This is a genomic window from Vibrio sp. SS-MA-C1-2 (assembly GCF_021513135.1).
Classification (GTDB): domain Bacteria; phylum Pseudomonadota; class Gammaproteobacteria; order Enterobacterales; family Vibrionaceae.
Genome location: NZ_CP090980.1, coordinates 567,307 through 587,231 on the forward strand (window position 1 = coordinate 567,307; position 19,925 = coordinate 587,231).

Consider the following 19,925-nt stretch of genomic DNA (forward strand, 5'->3'; position numbering starts at 1 on the left):
AAGTTATGGTTTTTTATTTATTACTAATGATAACGAGAAGACTAAAAAAGTTAATTCGCCTTCACCAACTCAATTTGATTACGCTTACTAATGATATCGGCCAATATGGCAATCGCAATTTCAAATGGGGTTTTACTGCCAATGGGTAAACCGATAGGCGCATGTAGGCGATCAAGTTGTTGCGGTGTAAAGTCACCAATCCGTTCAAGCCGTTCAAAACGCTTCTCACTGGTTTTTAACGATCCCATCGCTCCGATATAATACGCATCTCCTTCTACTGCCGCCATTAGCCCTAAATCGTCAATACGAGGATCATGAGCCAGAGCAACTATCGCTGATTGACGGTGAGCAAACTTATCAATGAAAAGATCAGGTGAGATCCATGTGACATCGACGCCACCCGCCTGTTTATCAAACGTCCAGCTTGCAGCAAGCGATTCACGCATATCACAAATTTCGACCGAATAACCCGCCATTAACGCCATTTTAGCGACCCACTCACTGACTTGGCTAATCCCTAAGATCAAGATCGACCAAACCTGATCGTAGCGAATGGTGACACCTCGATCATCCAGCTTAATTGCTGTTGATATCGAATGATCTTGCGGTAAATAACTCCGCTCTCCACTCTGAAGATCAACATAACGAACAAATGATTGATGCTGCTCAGCTAATTCAAACATTTTAGTAAAATGTTCCGACTTATCAGAGATCTTCTCAACCAATAATTGAATCGTCCCACCACAAGGTAGCTCGACTTGAATATCATCAGCAATAAGCTCTTTGCCGTAACGAAAAACAGCCGGTAAATCAGAGATTTCATTGCGGTTCAATTTCTCTATAAATGCGTCCTCTAAACAGCCGCCAGAGATAGAACCTAACCTTGTTTTACCATTCCATGCAAAAAGAGAACCTTGTGGCCGAGGCGCAGAGCCATAAGTTGCTAATACAGTACACAACCAGAACTCTTCCCCCTCAGCCAACCACTTTTGCAGTCCTGATAAAAGATTAATATCAGTGAGCTGCATCTTTCCTCGCTTTTTCAAGATCAGCACGTAACTTAGACACTTGGTCTACAGTGATCGTTGATTTGTCATTAGTGAAATGATCTTTTAAGTATTTAATAAGATCGGTTAATTGTTGATCGTTAAGCGCTTTATCAAAGCCCGGCATATCATCAAATGCAGTAATGTGTGAGTAAAACTGTGGCTGAATACCAAAGACAATACTGGTTAATGTATTATTGATATTCTCTTGCGCTAAGGTTGCATTGCCAGCAAGTGCGGGGGCAAAGTTGGGCTTACCTTTCCCTTCTGCACCATGACATGCCATACAATGACTCATGTAGATTTGATGACCATCACCATCTTTCTGCTCACTATCGGCAACAAAAGGCTTACCTGCGACATCTTGATCGCTATCTAATAGATAAACAGTCGCAGCATGAAGGTCTTCATCATTAAATTGACTCAAACTATGATAAACGGCGGTATACATATTACCCACTACCGTCCCTTTACGAGAATAACCTGTATTGAGTAAAGATTTAACATCTTCAGTTCCCCAACCATTGGCTTTTAAGGTTTCAGCGGTAATATCAGGGGCAAGTAAGTTTTCAATAATTGCGCCTTTAAAGTGCTGACTCTCATCCATCGCAAAGAAGGTGTCTCTTGGTGTATGACACTCCCCACAGTGACCAAATGAATTTAAGATATAATTACCTCGATTCCAGTCTGCACTTTTACTGCTATCTTCAGGGATTGGGCTCTGATCATTAAAGAATAGATTCCACCCTTTTAGGCCAAAACGAATATTTGCGGGAAATGATACATCATTCTCTTTATTCTTCTGGCTAGATGGAGTAACCGACATCATATAAGCATAAAGTGCTTTCGTGTCTTCCTCAGTAATCTTGTTATAAGAGGTATAAGGCATCGCAGGATAAAGATTTCCTTTAGGTGCCACACCGCTGTGCATTGCATCATAAAAATCTTGATAGCTGTAATTCCCAATACCATTCTCTTTATCCGGTGTAATGTTAGTGGAATACATTAGACCAAATGGAGAATCAAACCCTAAACCACCGGCAAAAGGGTCACCATCACGGGTAGTATGACAGCCATAACAATCAGAAAGGGTCGCGAGATACTTTCCTTTTGCAATTAACTCTGCATGACTTGTTGAGCTGTTACTCGCATTTGGAGCACTCATCACCTGAGCACTAAAAAAGAGTGGAGAACTCAGCACACCAGCCATTAATATCAGTGATTTTCTACTCATACCGTGGTTCCTTCTGTTGCTAAGATCACCTCTTTCATCGCTTCATAGTACTTCACATAACCCGTACAACGACAAACATGATCACCCAGAGCCTCTTCAATCACACCTTGTACATCATCAGCCTTAATTGGGTTTCTTTTTAGCTCTTCAACTAACGCAACTCCCGCATTGACAAAACCTGAAGTACACCAACCACACTGGAATGAGAAATGCTTCATGAAGGCTTCTTGAACAGGGTGAACTTCTGTCACTTCACCGTTAGTATTCACTTCGGCATGACCTTCAATGGTTCTTAACTTTTTGCCATTAAATGCCACGGCATTGGTGATACAGGTACGCACAATTTCACTGGTGCCGTCTGCTTTATCTTCAATCACAGAGCAGGCATAACAGACACCTTGCCCGCAGCCAAATTTTGTTCCCGTTAAATTAAGATATTCATGGAGAAAATCCACCATCATAATTTGTGGATCAACATCAATTGGGCCATATAATTTATCATTAATTGTTAAAGAAATAGTCGCCATGATTATGCTCCCTCCATAATATCTTTCGGTGTAATTGGTAAGTGATAGAAACGCTTATTGGTTGCTTGGTAAATGGCCTCAACGAGTGCAGCGACAATCGGGATCATCACAACTTCTGCAACCCCTTTAGCTGGATCTGAAGCTGAAAGTGGTGGCATAATCGTGTGATTCATATTCCAAACACCATTATGTTTAGCCAAAGGCACTTGGTAACGATTTAAGTTCCAAGTCCCATTACCTGCGCCAGTCTCATCGGCAGGAAGGTATTCATATAAGGTATGACCTAACCCCATTGTCAAACCACCTTGTAGCTGACCTTCAACCAGCTTTTCTACGTGCATCGTACCAGGCTCTAACCAAGTCTGCGTTTCAAGTACCTGAACACGACCCGTTGCTTTTTCTATGGCAACGGCTGCTAATGTGGCACAAGGGGTATAATACGTAACCATCGCATTATTGAGCGAGGTATCAGGATAGAAAGCGGCTTTACGTTCAATGACATGATAACCGTGCTTGTTAGAACGCCCTTTGCCTTTCGCGCCAATACCATATTGCACAGCAAGGCCATCAAGTGGGTAATTTTTTACTTTACCGTTAACTTCAAAATCAGCGGTTGACCATGCCCAGCGGTTAAAACCATGGGTCATCACACTGGTAATTAATCCCATCGCATGAGCTTTCAGTGCCAAAGTTTTAAAATCTAAAGGTGGGTAACCTTCAACAGTCAATTTTCCATCGACCCATTCAGCATCATTGGCATTATCAAAATCCGGTCTAGCGTAAGCACCATTAGCATACTGACTGTTCCAAATTTCAACGGCGGCAGGGAAAAGCGTCTCTTCAAACAGAATTCTTGCTGCTTGCTCTGTTGAGTGCGCTTGGAAGAAGCTCGACATACTGGCCGACGATGCCATTCCTACAACCGGTGTCCAACGGGGGTTTTTCGCCATTTTATCTTGTTGCTTTTGAGATATCATGTAGGGATCATCCGTCTCAAAGAGCTCCATCGCATCAAACTCTTGAATAACCGCCATCTTGATCTGATCAGCAAAATTACCCATATACTTGGCAATTAATGCACCTTGAGAAGTATCGATACCCGTTCCCATCTCGACAGAACAGGTTTTCAATACAATCTCACCTTCAGGGGTGATCTCGATTGATGATGACGGCGCCGCTCCACCTGTACCATAATCTTTAGTGACAATACTAAAACCGACACCATATTTTTTACCTGGATTTGCTTGCTCAAACTCTGCTTTGTTTTTATCTCTCTCAGTCCAAAGAGGATGTTTTTCAGCGAGTTCTAACATTTCATGATAACGAACAGCACCAATCGGAACGGCCCCTTGAGTATTTTTCTCTCCTGAGCGTAAAACATTAATCTTTCTTAATTCGATAGGATCAACATTCATCTCCGCCGCAGCTTCATTAAACATCATCTCAACAGTCGGCATCGCCTGAAGTGTACCGTAACCACGCATCGAACCCGCATGCGGTGTTTGGGAGGCATAACAGACCGCTTCAATGTCATTTTGAGGGAAATAATAAACCCCCTGTACTGCACTTGCACCTACCATCGTCACCGAGGAGGAGAAGTTTACGCGACCGCCACCATCAACCACCATATCAGAGACAAAACCGGCAATTTTTTTGGTCTTTTTATCAAATGCTAATTGATTTTTAATATCAAATGGGTGACGTTTTAAACCCGATTGGAACTGTTGGAAACGGTCATTGGCAATTCGAATTGGTGCTTTAGCAAACAGGGTTGCTAGCATGCCGTAATAGGGGAAAATCGTATGATCTTTCGCACCAAACCCACCACCGATATAAGGGGTATGTACCACAAGATTTTTTATGCTCGATGTCAGTGGGCTATTGGCAAGGACTTCGGCAGCTTGTTGATGAAAATCTTGAGAGGATTGAGTGGTGATAACGACATGTAACGTTTTATCATTAATGTCATACCAGCCATTAAAGGCTTCCGCTTCAAACATCATCGGTTCAATGGACTGTGTTTTAAACTGGCGATCAATGACATGCCAATCTTCACGCTGCGTTATCTCTTTGCGAAGCCCTTCTGCTAACGACATCGCGATACCACCGGTACTATGACTATTAGCATCTGCTGTCGGCCAAACCGGTTTATGGTCGACATAATTAGGGAAGAACAGTCCATTCTTTAATGTACTAAAGTTATCTTCCCCCATCGAACCTTGAGCCCCCTCTTGACGCACAATTCGCCATGCAGCATAAGGGTCTTTAGAGAGAGCAACCAATGGGGCTTTATCGCCAAAGTTGATAAATTTTTCATTAAATTGAATTTTGTTTTTGGCTTTCTGGAAAGACTCAAAGGAATCAAACAACAAAATAGCGACTTCATGACCAAGGTAATCAGGGACATGCCCTTCCGCCAGTAACATATTGTCACCGTAATAAGGTGGGAGTTTAATTGCATTATTTTTTAGATCATTTGCGGTTACAACACGATATGGTTTTAAATCACCACTAAGAAGATCTAAATTCAACCCAAGATAAACACGGTCAGCAATTGGCACTCTTACCACATATCCAAAGTGTTGTTTGTCAGGCCAGCCGGGGATATCTTTGGCGCGATAATCTCGGCCATAAATTTTCTGCCCTGTTACTTTCTCTAACGCATCAAAACGATACTGTGGTGTATCGCCTTGCTTCCAATCTGCTTTTAATTTTTGATGGACGGGTGAAGTTGCTGCTTCTGCTTTATTAAAAAGCATCGGCGCACTATATACAGTAACGCCCCCAACGACACACTGTTTAATAAACGAACGTCGACTTGTTTTAAATAAATTAGTCATTTCTATCCCTATAGCACATTCAAGGTTATTTAAACTATAGTTGAAAAAAAACATTTCTGAACTATTCTAATTATTTATAAAATATCAAAAAATACCGAGTTAAATAAAAAGGTCTTTTTTTGTGAATTTTATATTGAATTTTTGATCGTTGTTAATTAAAGCTTCGACGCTATAATTCAACACATTATCCAATGCAGATTAATTTAGGAATCACTATGTTACATGACAACCACGCACTATTTATTGACTTCCCTGAGTACAAAGAGCAGATCACTGCATTAAAAACATCTAACCGTCACTTCCAAAAGCTAGCGGCTACTTATGATGAAATTGATCATAAAATTCGTCGTTTAGAAGAGCTAGGTAGCCCAATTGAAGATGCTGAAATGGAAACATTAAAGGTTCAGCGTGTTGCATTAAAAGATGACCTATTAAAAATGATTAAAGAAGCTTAACTTAATAAAGTATAAGTACTTTTTAATTAAAATAGAAAAGGCTTAAATAATTTCTCGTTTAGAGACAATTATTTAAGCCTTTTTTGTGCCTATTAAAATGTATTTAATTAATTATTGAGACGTTCAATGTAATAATTTAAATATATCGCCTAACCCAAACTAAAAATACCGTTTAATATCAATACATTAAGCTTGTTTGTAATTTTATTATCTTACCTATCTAATACTGAAAAAATAGATCCCACAAATAACATGGCGATTATTCCATCAACGACTAGAATTATAGGTACCTTCAATTATTAAGGATAATTATGAAAGTCTTAATTGAATTTACAGAAACAGGGTATTTTCGAGAACAAGTTTGGGAAGCGCCAATCTTTCGCGTCAAAGGACAAACACAAGCTGTCATTCCTTCTTGTGCTTCTCGATTAATCAATGAACATCAAGCCATTCTGTCGACCGATGATGATGAAGATATCCACTTAATATTTTAATATCAATTGAATCATGAAAAAACCTAAACAAAAAACCCCTCTTTATCTATTTATAATTAAACGGATAAACAGGGGTTTTACTCTAGTGGATATCTTTTAATACATGACTCAATCAGCAACTTAAAAGATTCGCTTAAAAAGATCGCTTAAGCTTCAACTTGCTGTGGTTTAGCTGCAATAATCTCTTCTACCGTTTCAGGATCAAAGCCTTCATGTAAACGGTATTTACTCTTATAGATCACTGCACTTACTGCCATTAGAATAGCTGGTAAACCCACCATCATAAATTGAATGCCCATAATCGTTTCTGATGACTGTTCAACATTAGGGATATAACCAACAACAGTTAAACCAACACCAACGATGAAACCACCCGCAGCACCCGCAAATTTCACCAGCATAGTTTGTACTGAGAAGATAACGCTCTCACTACGACGACCTGTTTTGTACTCACCGTAATCAACAACATCAGCTAACATTACCGTTTGAAGTGCGTTTGCAATACCGATACCAAACTTAATTGATGCGCCCGCTAGACCAATTAACACAATATTGCCTGGTGCAAGAATAGTCATTGCTAGAAGGATAAGACATGAAAGAATTGGGAAACCACACGCCGTTAACCAGAGCTTATTACGTGGAATTAAGCCAGCTAGACGAGGGAATAAGAATACACCTGCAACTTCAGCTGCACCAGCAACCATCATATATACTGGGAACAGTTCAGGATTACCTAACGCATAAGAGAAATAGTAAATTGCGAAACCACCAACCAATAAGTTTGCAATTTGGAACGATAAGATAGTACCAATTAGCACTTTAAGTTGATCATTTTGACCAATAATGACCATCACATCTTTAAAGTTAAATTTCTCTGGTGCGGTATTTGTTGCGGTTGCGACTTTCTCTTTCACATTACGCGCAATAAGAATCGCACTTAATACAAACAGAACAGCAATAATGATTGAAACGTTAAAGAAGCCTTTGCCTTGATCACCATCACCTAACACACCAACAATATGAAGGCCATAAGTACCGGTAATGAACCATGCTAGGCTAGCAAACAAGCGAGGCCATACAACTAATTTTTCACGCTCAGGACGAGAGCTTGAAAGTGCAGGGATCATTGACCAATATGGAATATCCATAATGGTATACGTTAAACCCCAAAGGATATAAGCAACCGTTGCATAAACGTAAAGTGCAGTGCCTTCAAAATTATGAGTACTGAAAAGGCCAACAAGAACCACTGCATTTAATAGTGTACCAATCACAATCCAAGGACGGAACTTACCAAACTTAGAGCGAGTATTATCAACAATCACCCCCATCATAGGATCGGTAACCGCATCAAGGATACGTGCCGCGAGGAAAATCGTACCAACAAAGGCGGCTGAAATTCCAGCCACATCCGTAAAATAAAACATTAAGAAGATATAGATTGGCGCACAAGCAAAATCTTTACCTAATGCACCCACGCCATAAGACATTTTTGTTTTTAGTGTAATTTGGTCTGACATCATTATTCCTTTTAGTCATCTTCAATTAAATCGCTAGTGTAATTAGCTATCTCAGTGACTCATTCAATTCAGGTGTAAATTTCGAAAAGGATTGTATGTAACTAATTACATAGATTCTGTGATCTATGCACGATCAATGGAAACGTTTACAACCTATAAATTGGAACTGTGAAGCCCGTCACTAAAAATGCAATATTAGTTTCCCCTTATCATCAAAATTACCTTTTTTGTTTAATTTTTTAACAAAATCCAGTGGGAACGATTACAAAATGGGTTCTGAAAATAAAAAACAAAAACATATCATCAACTTATCAAGCAATAATCTTCCCATCACAAATAAGAAAACAAACACATATTGTCAATGAAAAGTAAAATTCAAACTCAATATGAAAGAGTTCAAATCTTTTCAACAATAACTGGGCAAATATTCACACTTAACATTTACAACGCTTATTTTACAAATTGGATTGATTTTATTCACTTTTTGACACCATAATGACTAAGTTTATTGGTAAAAAAGTTTAACGGGATAACAATGAAGAAATCCGGTATTACCAATAATAAAATACTCAGTAACAGGGAATAGAATAGATATGTTAACGATTTCAATTGATGACGGTTCAACAAATACCAAATTATCTTACATAAATGACATTGGTGAGATGCAAACTCTAACGATCGGAAACTCATGGAGAAAAGGATTTAAGTCAGCTGCCTTGCGTCAAAATAAACGCGTGGCAAACTACTTAATCAATGGTAACAAATATACCTATGATGTGACCTCTGAACATTCACTCCCGACAACTCATATCGATTATCAATATTCTGATTTGAATTTGCTGGCCATTCATCATGCGTTATTAGAAACAGGACTGGCTCCTCAACCTGTCAAAATCATCTGTACTTTGCCAATTACCGAATTTTATAATGCAGATGACTGTCAGAAGAATGAAACGAATATCGAGCGTAAAAAAAATAATCTTCTTCGCAACGATGTCGAGCTCAATAATGGGGAAACGTTTACTATCGCAGAGGTAGAAGTGATGCCAGAGAGCGTTTGTGGCGTCTTATCAGAAATCTTAAAAGAGAATGTTAGTCAATTTTCACGCACATTAGCTGTCGACATTGGCGGTTGTAGCATCGATATGGCCGTTATTGTTGGTGAGTTTGATGAAGTTGCCGAAATTAAAGGCAATGCTAATATGGGGGTAAGTTGGGTAACTGATGTGGCTAAAAACTCATTAGCGAATGCAGACAGTGATGCCTCTTTCTTAGTGACCAATGAGTTGATCAAAAATCGTCATGATATTAACTTTGTTAAAGAAGTCGTCAATAACCATGCAAAAATTGATGAAGTACTAAGTTCAATAGAACAAAGAATTGAAGAATTAGCCAATGCGATCTCTGCTGAATGTCGTAAATTCTGCAAAAACCCCAACCGAATTCTATTGATTGGTGGTGGTGCAACCCTCGTTTATGAGGCGATGTGTCAAGCTTACCCAGCCCTTGCTGATGGACGAATTAAAGTCATTGAAAATTCACAATCAATTCTATCTATTGAGAATATGAACTACTTCAATGAAGAAGCAGCGTAAACTTAATCGGTATAAAGTGAATCATAATTAATATCTTAACGATATGATTAAATGAAGTTATATCCCCAAAGTAATTGGAGTTGCTAGTAGGCGGCAAGTGAATGAGGCCCTGAGTATAGGTTTTCTATATGATTTGGGTGAATGAATATAGCCAACAACCTAGCATCTTCAAGTAAGAAGGGTATACACCTAATCGTTGGAATTGCTCGTCACAGAATGAGTACAATCATCAAAGTAGCAGTTTCAATTATGAACGATATATTAACTAGAAAAGCAATAAAGTAGAGAGAGTCGAATGGCGAGAATTACCTTATCCTTAGATCTGAACCCAAATGATGCCAATGAGAGAGAACTGTTAATTTTATTAAAGCAGTGGCACCGAGCCGTGAGTAATGGTGATCTATCTAAAGTACAATTTGAGGAAAAGATAAAAACACTGTTATTAGCTGGTGGTTTTATCCAGAAGTTAACCCCCTCTTTAACCGATTCTCTAGCTGATAATGTAACTCGTGCCAGTTATGAAACCTTAAATCACCATATATCGACTCTGCAAGACAAAAATGATCACTCATTGAATCAACTTTCAGATCGTATGAATCAATTATTCACTCTATTGGAACAAAAAGCGGAACCATCCGCGGTTGAACCAAGTATGAAAAAGCCAACACGTAAACGAGCAACAACCAAGGCAAAAACAACGACAAAAAATACATCAACACCACCAGAAGAGGTAACAATAGAAAACGAAGCCTCCGAAACAACCCAAGAGCAGATAAAACAACAATCAGCAACCAAACCACCAGCAAAGAAGAGAGCTGCAGCAAAAACCACCAGCAAAGTGGTTAATAAAGAAAATGAAGCAAATGAATCAACAACCAAAAAAGAAGCAATAAGCAAACCCAAAGCGGCGAGAAAACGCCCATCTCAAACGACGAAGAAAACAGCAGAAAATAACGCCACATTATCGGAAGATAACAGTATTCAACCTAGCGACAGTTCATCAACAATAGAAAAACAAAAGCAAAAACCATCGTTAGAAAGTACACCAGCAACAGATAATGAGATAAAGGAGAAGATAGCTAAAGTCCGTTCAAAAGGACTATTTTAAACACGAACATCTAACACAATTAATAAGTATAAGTTTTAGACAAATAAATGTCAGTAATAGAACTTAAGTAGAACACAAACACTACAACGGACTATTACTCTAATTAAAACGACTTGATTCAAACAGAGGATGTTATGAAACGACCGTGGAAACTAGGCTTATTGGCCTTACTCCCTTACCCTACACTCGCAAGCAATATTAATACACCAGATTTAACCCTCACCATAACCGGCTTTCTCTGCCTCGCCATTTTTATTATTTCATACTGTTTTGTCATGGCAGAAGAGCACTTAAAAATGCGTAAGTCTAAACCCGTTCTTCTTGCTGCTGGTTTAATCTGGATCTTAGTTGGCTGGCAATTTAGTCAACTCGGTATGTCCGAACAGGCAAGTATCGCAATCAAACACAACTTATTAGAGTATACCGAACTGCTACTCTTCTTATTAGTGGCGATGACTTATATTAATGCATTAGAAGAGCGTCGACTTTTCGATGTATTGCGTGCTTGGATGATTAAAAAAGGATTTAGTTTCTATCAGCTTTTTTGGTTAACCGGTTGGCTCGCCTTTTTTATCTCCCCAATTGCTGACAATCTGACCACTGCATTATTAATGTGTACGGTAATATTAAAAGTCGGTGGCAATAATACTCGCTTCATTAATATGGCGTGTGTCAACATTGTTGTCGCGGCTAATGCTGGGGGAGCTTTCAGCCCCTTTGGCGATATTACTACCTTAATGGTATGGCAAGCCGGAATTGTCGAATTCAGCCAGTTCTTAACTCTATTTATTCCTTCTGTGGTCAATTTTATTATTCCAGCATTTATTATGTCTTTCTTTGTCGAGAAAAGTAAACCAGAAGCGATTAACGAGTTTATTGAGCTTAAACGTGGCGCAAAGCGGATGGTTTGTTTCTTCCTATTAACGATTTTAACGGCTGTTTTATTCCATAGCTTACTTGGTTTCCCACCTGTTATCGGTATGATGATGGGGCTTGCTTACCTACAGTTCTTTGGTTACTTTTTACGTAAAACACTGCCAAGCTCTATTGCCAAGAAACGTGCATTTTATGAATTAAAACACGACGAAAAAGCCTTAAAACGATTAGGGAATATCGTTCCTTTTGATGTTTTTAATCGCGTGTCACATGCCGAGTGGGATACCCTGTTATTCTTCTACGGCATCGTGATGAGTGTCGGTGGTTTAAATTTATTAGGTTACATGGATTTAGTCTCTAGCGTCATGTATACCCAATGGGATCATACTTTAGCCAATGCCTTTGTCGGCATTCTCTCCGCCATTATCGATAATATTCCTGTGATGTTTGCTGTATTGGCAATGGAGCCAGATATGGCATTAGGGCAATGGTTATTAGTTACCTTAACGGCAGGTGTTGGCGGTAGTTTGCTCTCGATCGGTTCTGCTGCAGGGGTGGCACTAATGGGGCATGCTAGAGGAAAATATACTTTCTTTGGGCACTTACGTTGGGCTCCTGTTATCGCATTAGGTTATGTCGCCAGTATCCTTTGTCACTTGTGGCTCAATAGCGCGCTGTTTTAGACTGAAAGATACCCAGATAAAAACGCATTAGAGTCACTATATTGATAAAGCCCGCTTTAACTCCGAGACTATATATCGTCTCCGAATTTAAAGCGGGCTCTATTTTTATTTTTTGTTATTGATGAAATTATGATTCTGTCAATAACCTTGTCTCATAACGGTCATAACGCGCCTTAACAGCCTCATCAGGCTCACCGGTTAATAAGCTGGTGGCGATAATACCTATCGTCGCAAAGAGCATTCCAGGAACGATTTCATATAAGTCAAAAATTCCCCCCGTCAACTGCTTCCAAACCACAATCGTCACGCCACCAATCACCACACCTGCAATCGCACCAAAACGATTCATTCGACGCCAATAGAGACTCAAAATAATCACAGGTCCAAATGCGGCACCAAATCCAGCCCAAGCATAAGAGACTAAACCGAGTACGGAACTATCTGGCTCCATTGCTAAGACTAAAGCAATCAACGAGAGACCAACAACCGCAGCTCGACCAACAAACACAATCTCAGTTTGCGACGCTTTTGGACGAAGTAATTGCTTATAGAGATCCTCTGCTAAAGCGGAAGATGAAACCAGTAACTGAGAATCAGCGGTACTCATTATTGCCGCTAAAATAGCCGCTAATAAAATACCGGCTACGACAGGGTGGAACACTGCATTAACCAATAACATAAAGATAGTTTCGCTGTCTTCTAAACCACCTGCCATGTTTGTATCAACATATAAAATACCTGCTAAACCAACAAACACCGCCCCGACCATAGAAACGCCAGTCCATAATACGGCAATACGGCGGGCACTGGTGAGATCTTTATTTGAACGAGTCGCTTTAAATCTCGCTAAAATATGTGGCTGACCAAAATAGCCCAACCCCCACGCAGCTAAAGAGATGATCGCAATTAAAGAAAGCGGCTCACCAGAAAGATCTGTCCATAATGTCAGTAAATGAGGGTTTTTAGCTTCCAGACTATTCACCAAGTCCCCAACACTGCCATTCATTGCTGCAATAGGCACAATCATTAATGCTGCAGCCATCAACAAACCTTGTACTAAATCTGTCCAAGCAACAGCAAGAAAGCCACCAAATAAAGTATAAGAGACAATACAAATAACGCCTACGACGACAGCGATTGAGTAATCCAAACCAAATACGGTCGCAAAGAGTTTACCACCAGCTACTAAACCCGAGCTGGTATAAAAGAGAAAGAAAATCAAAATAAATACAGCAGAAACAGACTGGAGAACGTTTGATTTATCTTCAAAACGACGCGCTAAATATTCAGGAATTGTCAAGGCATCATCAGCTTCAATACTGTAAGTTCGAAGGCGACGAGCGCAAATTAACCAATTAAGCCAAGTACCAATAAATAGGCCACCCGCTAACCACAATGATCCAATACCCGCAGAATAAGCATACCCCGGGAGGCCTAACAGTAACCAACCACTCATATCAGACGCTCCAGCAGAAAGTGCTGCTGGCCAAGGCCCTAAAGATCGACCTCCAAGAAAGTAATCAGATGAGTTAATTGTCCGCTTATAAGCATAAACTCCAATCACTAGCATCATGACCAAATAAACAACAAATGTCGCCGTAATGGCTATATTATTATCTATCATCGTTTAATCTCCTTTTTATAAAACTCCATTTAACCTTTATCCTCTCATGTTTGAGGCTGCTAAGTTGTTGGCTACATTTATTCGCCCCAATCCTATAGTAAATACTCATGAGGCTTGATTTACTTACCACCTACTAGCCACTTCAATAACGTTGGATATAGGTATTTTTAGAAAGGCATATTGATATTATCCTGCCCCCAACTCTAATAATGATGCATTACCACCAATCGCAGTCACGTTAATGGTGATTGTTTTCTCAGTAATAAAATGTAAACAGTAGCTATCACTACTAATTATAGGTAAACGCTTTGGCTCATTTTCAAAAACAACCGGAATAATCTCGCCAGTTCGTTGACTTATTAATTGATATAGGCGTTGAGTCACATTTTTTTGTCCAGTGAATGCAACACCATTAATCAGATCTAAACGACAAAGAGATTCAACATTATCATGCGTTGTTAGTGCAATAATGTCCCCTAACGCTAATCCACTCTTAGCCAATGGATTAAATAATTTAATAAGTTTATTCACATAATCAAGATCAGGCTCAACCACTGATAACATAACGCTATTTCCAGCCACAAGCGTAGTAATTAATTGACCAAAAAATGCGGTTAAGGGCATATTTTTTTCTATTCCCACTAACCAAACACCACGCCCTGCAGTTGATAGAGAATTAGACTCGCCTGTCGGCCCCGGTAAAGAGTCTATCGTTTGCAAATGAGACAATGCATGTTCTAGTTTTAACTCAATCATTCGCATCGCATAATGCCAATCATGATGTTCGCTCACGAGATCGGAAGTAACTAATGCTTGATGCCAAGCAGTTAATTGCCCCACACGCTCAGTCACACCAAGACCATCCCATTTTCCTTGAGACTCTTTTAATTGATTAATCTGCGATAAGACGCTTAATTCAATACTCTTTTTACTCACTGTTGTCATCACTTGGCTCCTTATGAGTTAACAGGATCAATTATCTGATCTTGGCTGAAACGGTAAAGATAATGTGGACCACCGGCTTTAGGACCTGTGCCTGATAATCCCTGTCCGCCAAACGGTTGAACACCAACAACCGCGCCAATTTGATCTCGGTTAACGTAGCAATTCCCCACTTTAGCTTGCTCTGCAATATGAAGGTAACGGCTTTCGATTCGACTATGAACGCCCAAAGTTAACCCAAAACCACTTTGATTAATTTGTTTAATGACTTTATCAATATCTCCGCCTTTAAAACGGATCAGATGCAAGACAGGACCAAAGTTTTCTCGACTTAAATATGATAAATCAGGAATTTCAAAGGCAGTCGGTGCAACAAAATAGCCTTTATCACAAATTTGAGATAGCTCAGATTCTGCAATTAAATGCCCTTTTTGTTTCATCACATCAATATGGGTTTGTAATTTATCTTTGGCAGTTGCATCAATAACGGGTCCAATATCGGTTTTATGAAGGTAAGGTAAACCAATCGATAACTCGTTCATTGCACCTTCAATTAAAGTTGTGATGCGATCAATAATATCCTCTTGAACAAATAGAACACGTAATGCAGAACAGCGCTGGCCTGCTGATGCAAAAGCAGAATGCACAACATCACGAACCACTTGTTCTGGCAATGCAGTACTATCGACAATCATGGCATTTTGCCCACCCGTTTCAGCGATAAAGGTCGCAATATTATCTGAATCTCTTAATGCTAATGTCTGGTTTATCTGTTGTGCTGTTTCCGTTGATCCAGTGAAAACAACACCAGCAACTCGACGGTCTTTCACTAATTTAGCACCAACGTCAACACCAGTACCTGGCACAAATTGAATCACCTCTTTAGGAATGCCCGTCTGATAAAGCAACTCTATTGCACGATGAGCAATTAAACTTGTTTGCTCCGCAGCTTTAGCAATAACGGTATTACCTGCCACAAGTGCCGCGGTTACTTGCCCTAAAAATATCGCTAATGGGAAATTCCATGGACTAATACAGACAAAAACACCTTGGCCTGTTCGATTGAAAATTCGAGTCGTGCCATCAAATAATTCAACTTCTTTACCTTTTGAAAAGATAAGCTCGGATTGATTCGCGTAATATCGACAAAAATCCACAGCTTCTCTGATCTCATCAATACTATCTTGTATAGTTTTGCCCGCTTCACGATGGCAAAGTGCAATCAATTCATACCAATTATCTTCTAAAAGATCGGCTAACTGATTTAGATAACTGGCACGTTGTTCAACCGGTGTTTTTTGCCAATCGTCAAAAGCGTGTGTTGCATTCAACAAAGATCGTTCCACCTGATCGTTTGAACTAAAGTTGATCTCACCAATAATGAGATCATGATCATAAGGTGCGGTAATCATCTTATTTAACGTTGACACTTCCGAACCGATGATCAAGGGAGAAGCTTTCCAATGATGATCCATCCAAGGTGTCAATTGCGCGTTAAAGTCATTCCATTCGGACTCGATCTCAATATTCATTCCTTTTGAGTTAACTCGTTCAGGAGAAAATATATCCTTTGGCAACACGATTTTATCGTTATGTAAATATTGGTTTTTTTGTAGTTTTAATAGCGGGCTTTCCGTCAATTCACTAATCGGACACTCAGCATCAACAAGGCGATGAACAAAGGAGCTATTCGCGCCATTCTCAAGCAAACGACGAACAAGATAGGGAAGTAAATCTTTATGATTACCAACAGGCGCATAAATACGAACATGATTTTCATAGTGTTGAAGTACATGTTTATAGAGAGAGTCTCCCATTCCATGTAAGCGTTGAAATTCAAATTCTTGATGACGCGCTACAGAGATAATCGTCGCAACAGTATGGGCATTATGACTAGCAAATTGAGGATAAATCAATCCTTTCACATGGTCAGAAAGTAAAAAGGTTGCACAAGCGATATAAGAGGTATCTGTCGCCTCTTTTCGAGTGAAGACAGGGTAGCCAGAAATCCCTTTTTGTTGGCAAAGCTTAATTTCACTGTCCCAGTACGCCCCTTTAACCAGACGAAGCGGAATAACATCACCTTGTTGTTTCGCTAATGCAGCTAGCCAGGCTAATACTGGAAGAGCTCGTTTTGAGTAGGCTTGAACCACTAAACCAAACTTTCCCCAACCTTGGCAAGCAGGATCTTGATACAGCTTTTTGAACAACTCAAGAGAAAGCTCTAAACGGTCAGACTCTTCAGCATCAATCGTAATGCCAACTCCCTTTTCTCTCGCTAAGATTATTAACGCTTTTACAGCATCAAACATCTCGGTTAATACACGTTGACGATTAGAAACATCATAACGAGGATGAAGGGCAGATAACTTAATAGAAATCGTTGGCTTAACGCTGTCAGTGCGAGTACCAATGCTTTTTATTGCATTTTGATATTCAGTATAATATTTATTCGCATCAGATTGAGTCAGTGCTGACTCACCCAACATATCAAATGAATATTGATAACCTTGATCAATGTTCCGTTGACCATTCTTCATGGCTTCAACCATAGTTTGACCTAAAACAAATTGATGCCCCATAATTTTCATCGCCTGATTCATCGCTTGGCGGACAACAGGCTCAGACATTTTATTGACTAATCGATTGATAACACTATTTGATTGACCATCTTCATTGACATCGAGGTTTATCACCTTCCCTGTTAACATCAGCCCCCATGTAGAAGCATTAACAAAAAGTGATTCTGAATTTTTTAAATGCGCTTTCCAGTCAGCAACGGAGAGTTTATCTTTAATCAATGCATCCGCAGTGGCATTGTCAGGGATTCTCATTAATGCTTCAGCAAGACACATCAATAAGATACCTTCTTTAGTATCTAAGCTATATTCCAGCAATAAAGCATCAATCATTTGAACCGCTTTATCATCTTCACGGACTAAAGTGATCAATTTTGCTGCCGTCTCTTCCGTTTTGCTGTTTAGTGAAGCACTAACCTCAGCGAGTGGAATCAACCGTTTTAAAAAATCAGATTCATCAACACAATAAAGTGGCGAGATCTGCTGCCAAAGTTGATCTAAGGGTTGAGTGACTATTTTTGGATCCATGACTTCAATCGGATTAAACATATGAATTCCTCTTTCATACAATAAAAGCAATTAAACAACCTTTAATTACTTAGTTTTTACATGTTTTTATTTTTATTTAACGTTAATCCACATTAATACACTTAATCCTATGATTTATCAATAATTAAACCTTTTCAGCGTGCTAAATTTGATACGGCTTTAAAAGGGAACTATGATCAAGTTGTTTCAGTTTACGGCAAGTGTTAACTCAATTTTTCCATTTGATTTTTTTAAGGAATAGTAAAATAGACAATTAATCATTATTAAAAATAATTACATTAAATGTTTAATATCATATACTTATACTTGATTGTATTTCTCTTCCCGATTTATATTTAAAATTGAATGATAAAAATGATCCTGTTTTCTTGTTATTTTCAGAACGATGATCAAGTATATATCAAGAATATTGCCTAACTTTCAGCCTGATCTTACTAAAGATCATCTCTTGATCATTTTTACGAAAAGATGATCATCAATGGAGCTATTATAAATGGATCTTTTCCTCTCTAATTTGTTGTTTTCTTTTTCTGTTACAGGGCCAATCTGTATCATGTTATTACTTGGTATCTTTTTAAAGAGAGTTAACTTTATTGACCAACACTTTATTGATATCGCGTCTAAGTTAGTATTTAAAGTCTCCTTACCTATCTTACTTTTCCTTGGCATTATTAAATCCGATCTATCAACCTTCAATAGTAGCTCGTTAATTAGCTATGCCATTTTTGCGAATATCTTATTTTTTATTCTATTAACCTTCATCAGTCGATCTTTTATAAAAGAAAGAAAAGATCGAGGTGTTGTTATTCAAGGTGGTTTTCGTGCGAATAGCGGAATTATTGGTCTCGCGTATGTTGCCAATACTTATGGGGAGAATGGGATTGCGCTAGGGGCTATTTATGTTGCGGCAATAACGGTAACTTATAATATTCTAGCCGTTATTACTTTAAGTAAACAAAGTAAGAATAAGCTCAATACTATCAAGTTGATGTTTCTTTCTATTATAAAAAACCCGCTCATTATTGGCATTACTTTGGGATTTTTTGTCAAATCTGTTGAAGTATCATTGCCCTACTCTATTATTCATGCAGGAGATTATCTGGCACGAATGACGCTACCTTTAGCATTAATATGTACCGGTGGTTCGCTAAATTTTTCTCAATTGCGTTTAGATTCACGTAGTACTTATTTTTCATCGTTAAACCGTTTAATTTTTGCACCGATATTGATTACTTTAGGCGGATACTTATATGGTTTTACAGGGATTGATTTAGGAATTATTTTTTTAATGAGTTCAGCTCCCACAGCGGCGGCAAGTTATGTCATGGCAAAAGCAATGGGGGGAATGCAACTTTAGCGGCTAATATTATTGCACTGACAACGTTATTTTCAATCATTACCAGTAGTTTAGGCTTAACTATTCTTTCTACATTTCAACTCATCTAACCGATTTCAAAATAAATGAAATTATTAGTATATGGTCAGTGAATAATTATATATACCCAAAGTAATTGTCGTTGCTAGTAGACGACAAGTGAATGAGACCCCATGAGTATAGATGTTCTATATGATTGGGGCGAATAAACACCGTCAACAACCTAGCAGCTTCAAGTATGAAGGGGGTACAGTCGGTAGATGAGTGAGCCCCATGGGTATAGATGCTCGACATGCTTTGCTATTATAGACAAATCAATAAGCTTCACTTGAGTAATCCTATTTTCCAAATTTGTAACCATCACAAATCAATACTCAAAAATAATTTTATTACTTATATTTTAAAACGTTAGCATTCTAAATCTAAATTCTTCTGCCTATTTCACAAGTTAAATATTTCGATTATAAAAATTTTGACA

Annotated in this window: 13 protein-coding genes and 1 pseudogene; 6 read left to right on the top strand and 8 right to left on the bottom strand. The window is 38.8% G+C overall.

Going from position 1 to position 19,925, the window contains the following annotated elements:
* Nucleotides 1-50: 50 nt before the first annotated feature.
* Genes L0B53_RS02545 through L0B53_RS02560 form a run of 4 tightly spaced genes read right to left on the bottom strand, consistent with a single transcriptional unit; the run spans nucleotide 51 to nucleotide 5,647 of the window.
* Nucleotides 51-1,028 (bottom strand): XdhC family protein, encoded by a 978-nt coding sequence (locus tag L0B53_RS02545; protein WP_235058911.1) that lies wholly within the window; start codon nucleotides 1,026-1,028, stop codon nucleotides 51-53.
* Nucleotides 1,015-2,280 (bottom strand): cytochrome c, encoded by a 1,266-nt coding sequence (locus L0B53_RS02550; protein ID WP_235058912.1) that lies wholly within the window; start codon nucleotides 2,278-2,280, stop codon nucleotides 1,015-1,017. Before L0B53_RS02550 ends, L0B53_RS02545 begins: the two co-directional genes overlap by 14 nt.
* Nucleotides 2,277-2,807, bottom strand: a complete 531-nt coding sequence (locus L0B53_RS02555) for a (2Fe-2S)-binding protein (RefSeq protein WP_235058913.1) — start codon at nucleotides 2,805-2,807, stop codon at nucleotides 2,277-2,279. The genes L0B53_RS02550 and L0B53_RS02555 overlap by 4 nt, the downstream gene beginning before the upstream one ends.
* A gap of 2 nt (nucleotides 2,808-2,809) precedes the next feature.
* Entirely contained in the window at nucleotides 2,810-5,647 is a 2,838-nt protein-coding gene (locus L0B53_RS02560; RefSeq protein WP_235058914.1) for a xanthine dehydrogenase family protein molybdopterin-binding subunit, read from the bottom strand.
* Nucleotides 5,648-5,862: 215 nt separating this feature from the next.
* Here L0B53_RS02560 and L0B53_RS02565 point away from each other — a divergent pair, with 215 nt between their 5' ends.
* Both L0B53_RS02565 and L0B53_RS02570 read left to right on the top strand, forming a co-directional pair.
* On the top strand, nucleotides 5,863-6,102 hold the full coding sequence (locus L0B53_RS02565) for a YdcH family protein (RefSeq protein WP_235058915.1): 240 nt from the start codon (nucleotides 5,863-5,865) through the stop codon (nucleotides 6,100-6,102).
* A 311-nt stretch (nucleotides 6,103-6,413) separates the two neighbouring features.
* Nucleotides 6,414-6,596 (top strand): hypothetical protein, encoded by a 183-nt coding sequence (locus L0B53_RS02570; RefSeq protein WP_235058916.1) that lies wholly within the window; start codon nucleotides 6,414-6,416, stop codon nucleotides 6,594-6,596.
* A 146-nt stretch (nucleotides 6,597-6,742) separates the two neighbouring features.
* On the opposite strand, the gene melB is transcribed toward L0B53_RS02570, so the two are convergent.
* Nucleotides 6,743-8,116: a melibiose:sodium transporter MelB gene (gene melB, locus L0B53_RS02575; protein WP_235058917.1), complete on the bottom strand. Its 1,374-nt coding sequence runs from the start codon at nucleotides 8,114-8,116 to the stop codon at nucleotides 6,743-6,745.
* A 593-nt stretch (nucleotides 8,117-8,709) separates the two neighbouring features.
* Between melB and parM the strand changes: the two genes are divergently transcribed.
* From parM to nhaD, 3 genes are all read left to right on the top strand, one after another.
* Nucleotides 8,710-9,711 carry a plasmid segregation protein ParM domain-containing protein gene (gene parM, locus L0B53_RS02580; RefSeq protein ID WP_235058918.1) on the top strand — a complete coding sequence of 334 codons (1,002 nt, stop codon included), beginning with the start codon at nucleotides 8,710-8,712 and terminating at the stop codon, nucleotides 9,709-9,711.
* 295 nt (nucleotides 9,712-10,006) lie between these two features.
* Nucleotides 10,007-10,819, top strand: coding sequence for a hypothetical protein (locus tag L0B53_RS02585; RefSeq protein WP_235058919.1), 813 nt, complete (start codon nucleotides 10,007-10,009; stop codon nucleotides 10,817-10,819).
* A 134-nt stretch (nucleotides 10,820-10,953) separates the two neighbouring features.
* Complete coding sequence (gene nhaD, locus L0B53_RS02590; protein ID WP_235058920.1) at nucleotides 10,954-12,378, top strand: sodium:proton antiporter NhaD; 1,425 nt, start codon at nucleotides 10,954-10,956, stop codon at nucleotides 12,376-12,378.
* Nucleotides 12,379-12,505: 127 nt separating this feature from the next.
* Here nhaD and putP read toward each other — a convergent pair whose 3' ends face one another.
* The 3 genes from putP to putA all read right to left on the bottom strand — a co-directional run bounded on the left by putP (nucleotide 12,506) and on the right by putA (nucleotide 18,072).
* Complete coding sequence (gene putP, locus L0B53_RS02595; protein WP_235058921.1) at nucleotides 12,506-14,002, bottom strand: sodium/proline symporter PutP; 1,497 nt, start codon at nucleotides 14,000-14,002, stop codon at nucleotides 12,506-12,508.
* 186 nt (nucleotides 14,003-14,188) lie between these two features.
* Nucleotides 14,189-14,947 carry an aldehyde dehydrogenase family protein gene (locus L0B53_RS02600; RefSeq protein WP_235058922.1) on the bottom strand — a complete coding sequence of 253 codons (759 nt, stop codon included), beginning with the start codon at nucleotides 14,945-14,947 and terminating at the stop codon, nucleotides 14,189-14,191.
* Between the two features lie 11 nt (nucleotides 14,948-14,958).
* On the bottom strand, nucleotides 14,959-18,072 hold the full coding sequence (putA, locus tag L0B53_RS02605; RefSeq protein ID WP_235058923.1) for a bifunctional proline dehydrogenase/L-glutamate gamma-semialdehyde dehydrogenase PutA: 3,114 nt from the start codon (nucleotides 18,070-18,072) through the stop codon (nucleotides 14,959-14,961).
* A 493-nt stretch (nucleotides 18,073-18,565) separates the two neighbouring features.
* Here putA and L0B53_RS02610 point away from each other — a divergent pair.
* Nucleotides 18,566-19,518: pseudogene (locus L0B53_RS02610) on the top strand (AEC family transporter).
* The last annotated feature ends 407 nt before the right edge of the window (nucleotides 19,519-19,925 follow it).

Coding starts and splice junctions, on each gene's coding strand:
- L0B53_RS02545 (WP_235058911.1), bottom strand. CDS start 1,028: ATGCAGCTCACTGATATTAATCTTTTATCAGGACTGCAAAAGTGGTTG.
- L0B53_RS02550 (WP_235058912.1), bottom strand. CDS start 2,280: ATGAGTAGAAAATCACTGATATTAATGGCTGGTGTGCTGAGTTCTCCA.
- L0B53_RS02555 (WP_235058913.1), bottom strand. CDS start 2,807: ATGGCGACTATTTCTTTAACAATTAATGATAAATTATATGGCCCAATT.
- L0B53_RS02560 (WP_235058914.1), bottom strand. CDS start 5,647: ATGACTAATTTATTTAAAACAAGTCGACGTTCGTTTATTAAACAGTGT.
- L0B53_RS02565 (WP_235058915.1), top strand. CDS start 5,863: ATGTTACATGACAACCACGCACTATTTATTGACTTCCCTGAGTACAAA.
- L0B53_RS02570 (WP_235058916.1), top strand. CDS start 6,414: ATGAAAGTCTTAATTGAATTTACAGAAACAGGGTATTTTCGAGAACAA.
- melB (WP_235058917.1), bottom strand. CDS start 8,116: ATGTCAGACCAAATTACACTAAAAACAAAAATGTCTTATGGCGTGGGT.
- parM (WP_235058918.1), top strand. CDS start 8,710: ATGTTAACGATTTCAATTGATGACGGTTCAACAAATACCAAATTATCT.
- L0B53_RS02585 (WP_235058919.1), top strand. CDS start 10,007: ATGGCGAGAATTACCTTATCCTTAGATCTGAACCCAAATGATGCCAAT.
- nhaD (WP_235058920.1), top strand. CDS start 10,954: ATGAAACGACCGTGGAAACTAGGCTTATTGGCCTTACTCCCTTACCCT.
- putP (WP_235058921.1), bottom strand. CDS start 14,002: ATGATAGATAATAATATAGCCATTACGGCGACATTTGTTGTTTATTTG.
- L0B53_RS02600 (WP_235058922.1), bottom strand. CDS start 14,947: ATGACAACAGTGAGTAAAAAGAGTATTGAATTAAGCGTCTTATCGCAG.
- putA (WP_235058923.1), bottom strand. CDS start 18,072: ATGTTTAATCCGATTGAAGTCATGGATCCAAAAATAGTCACTCAACCC.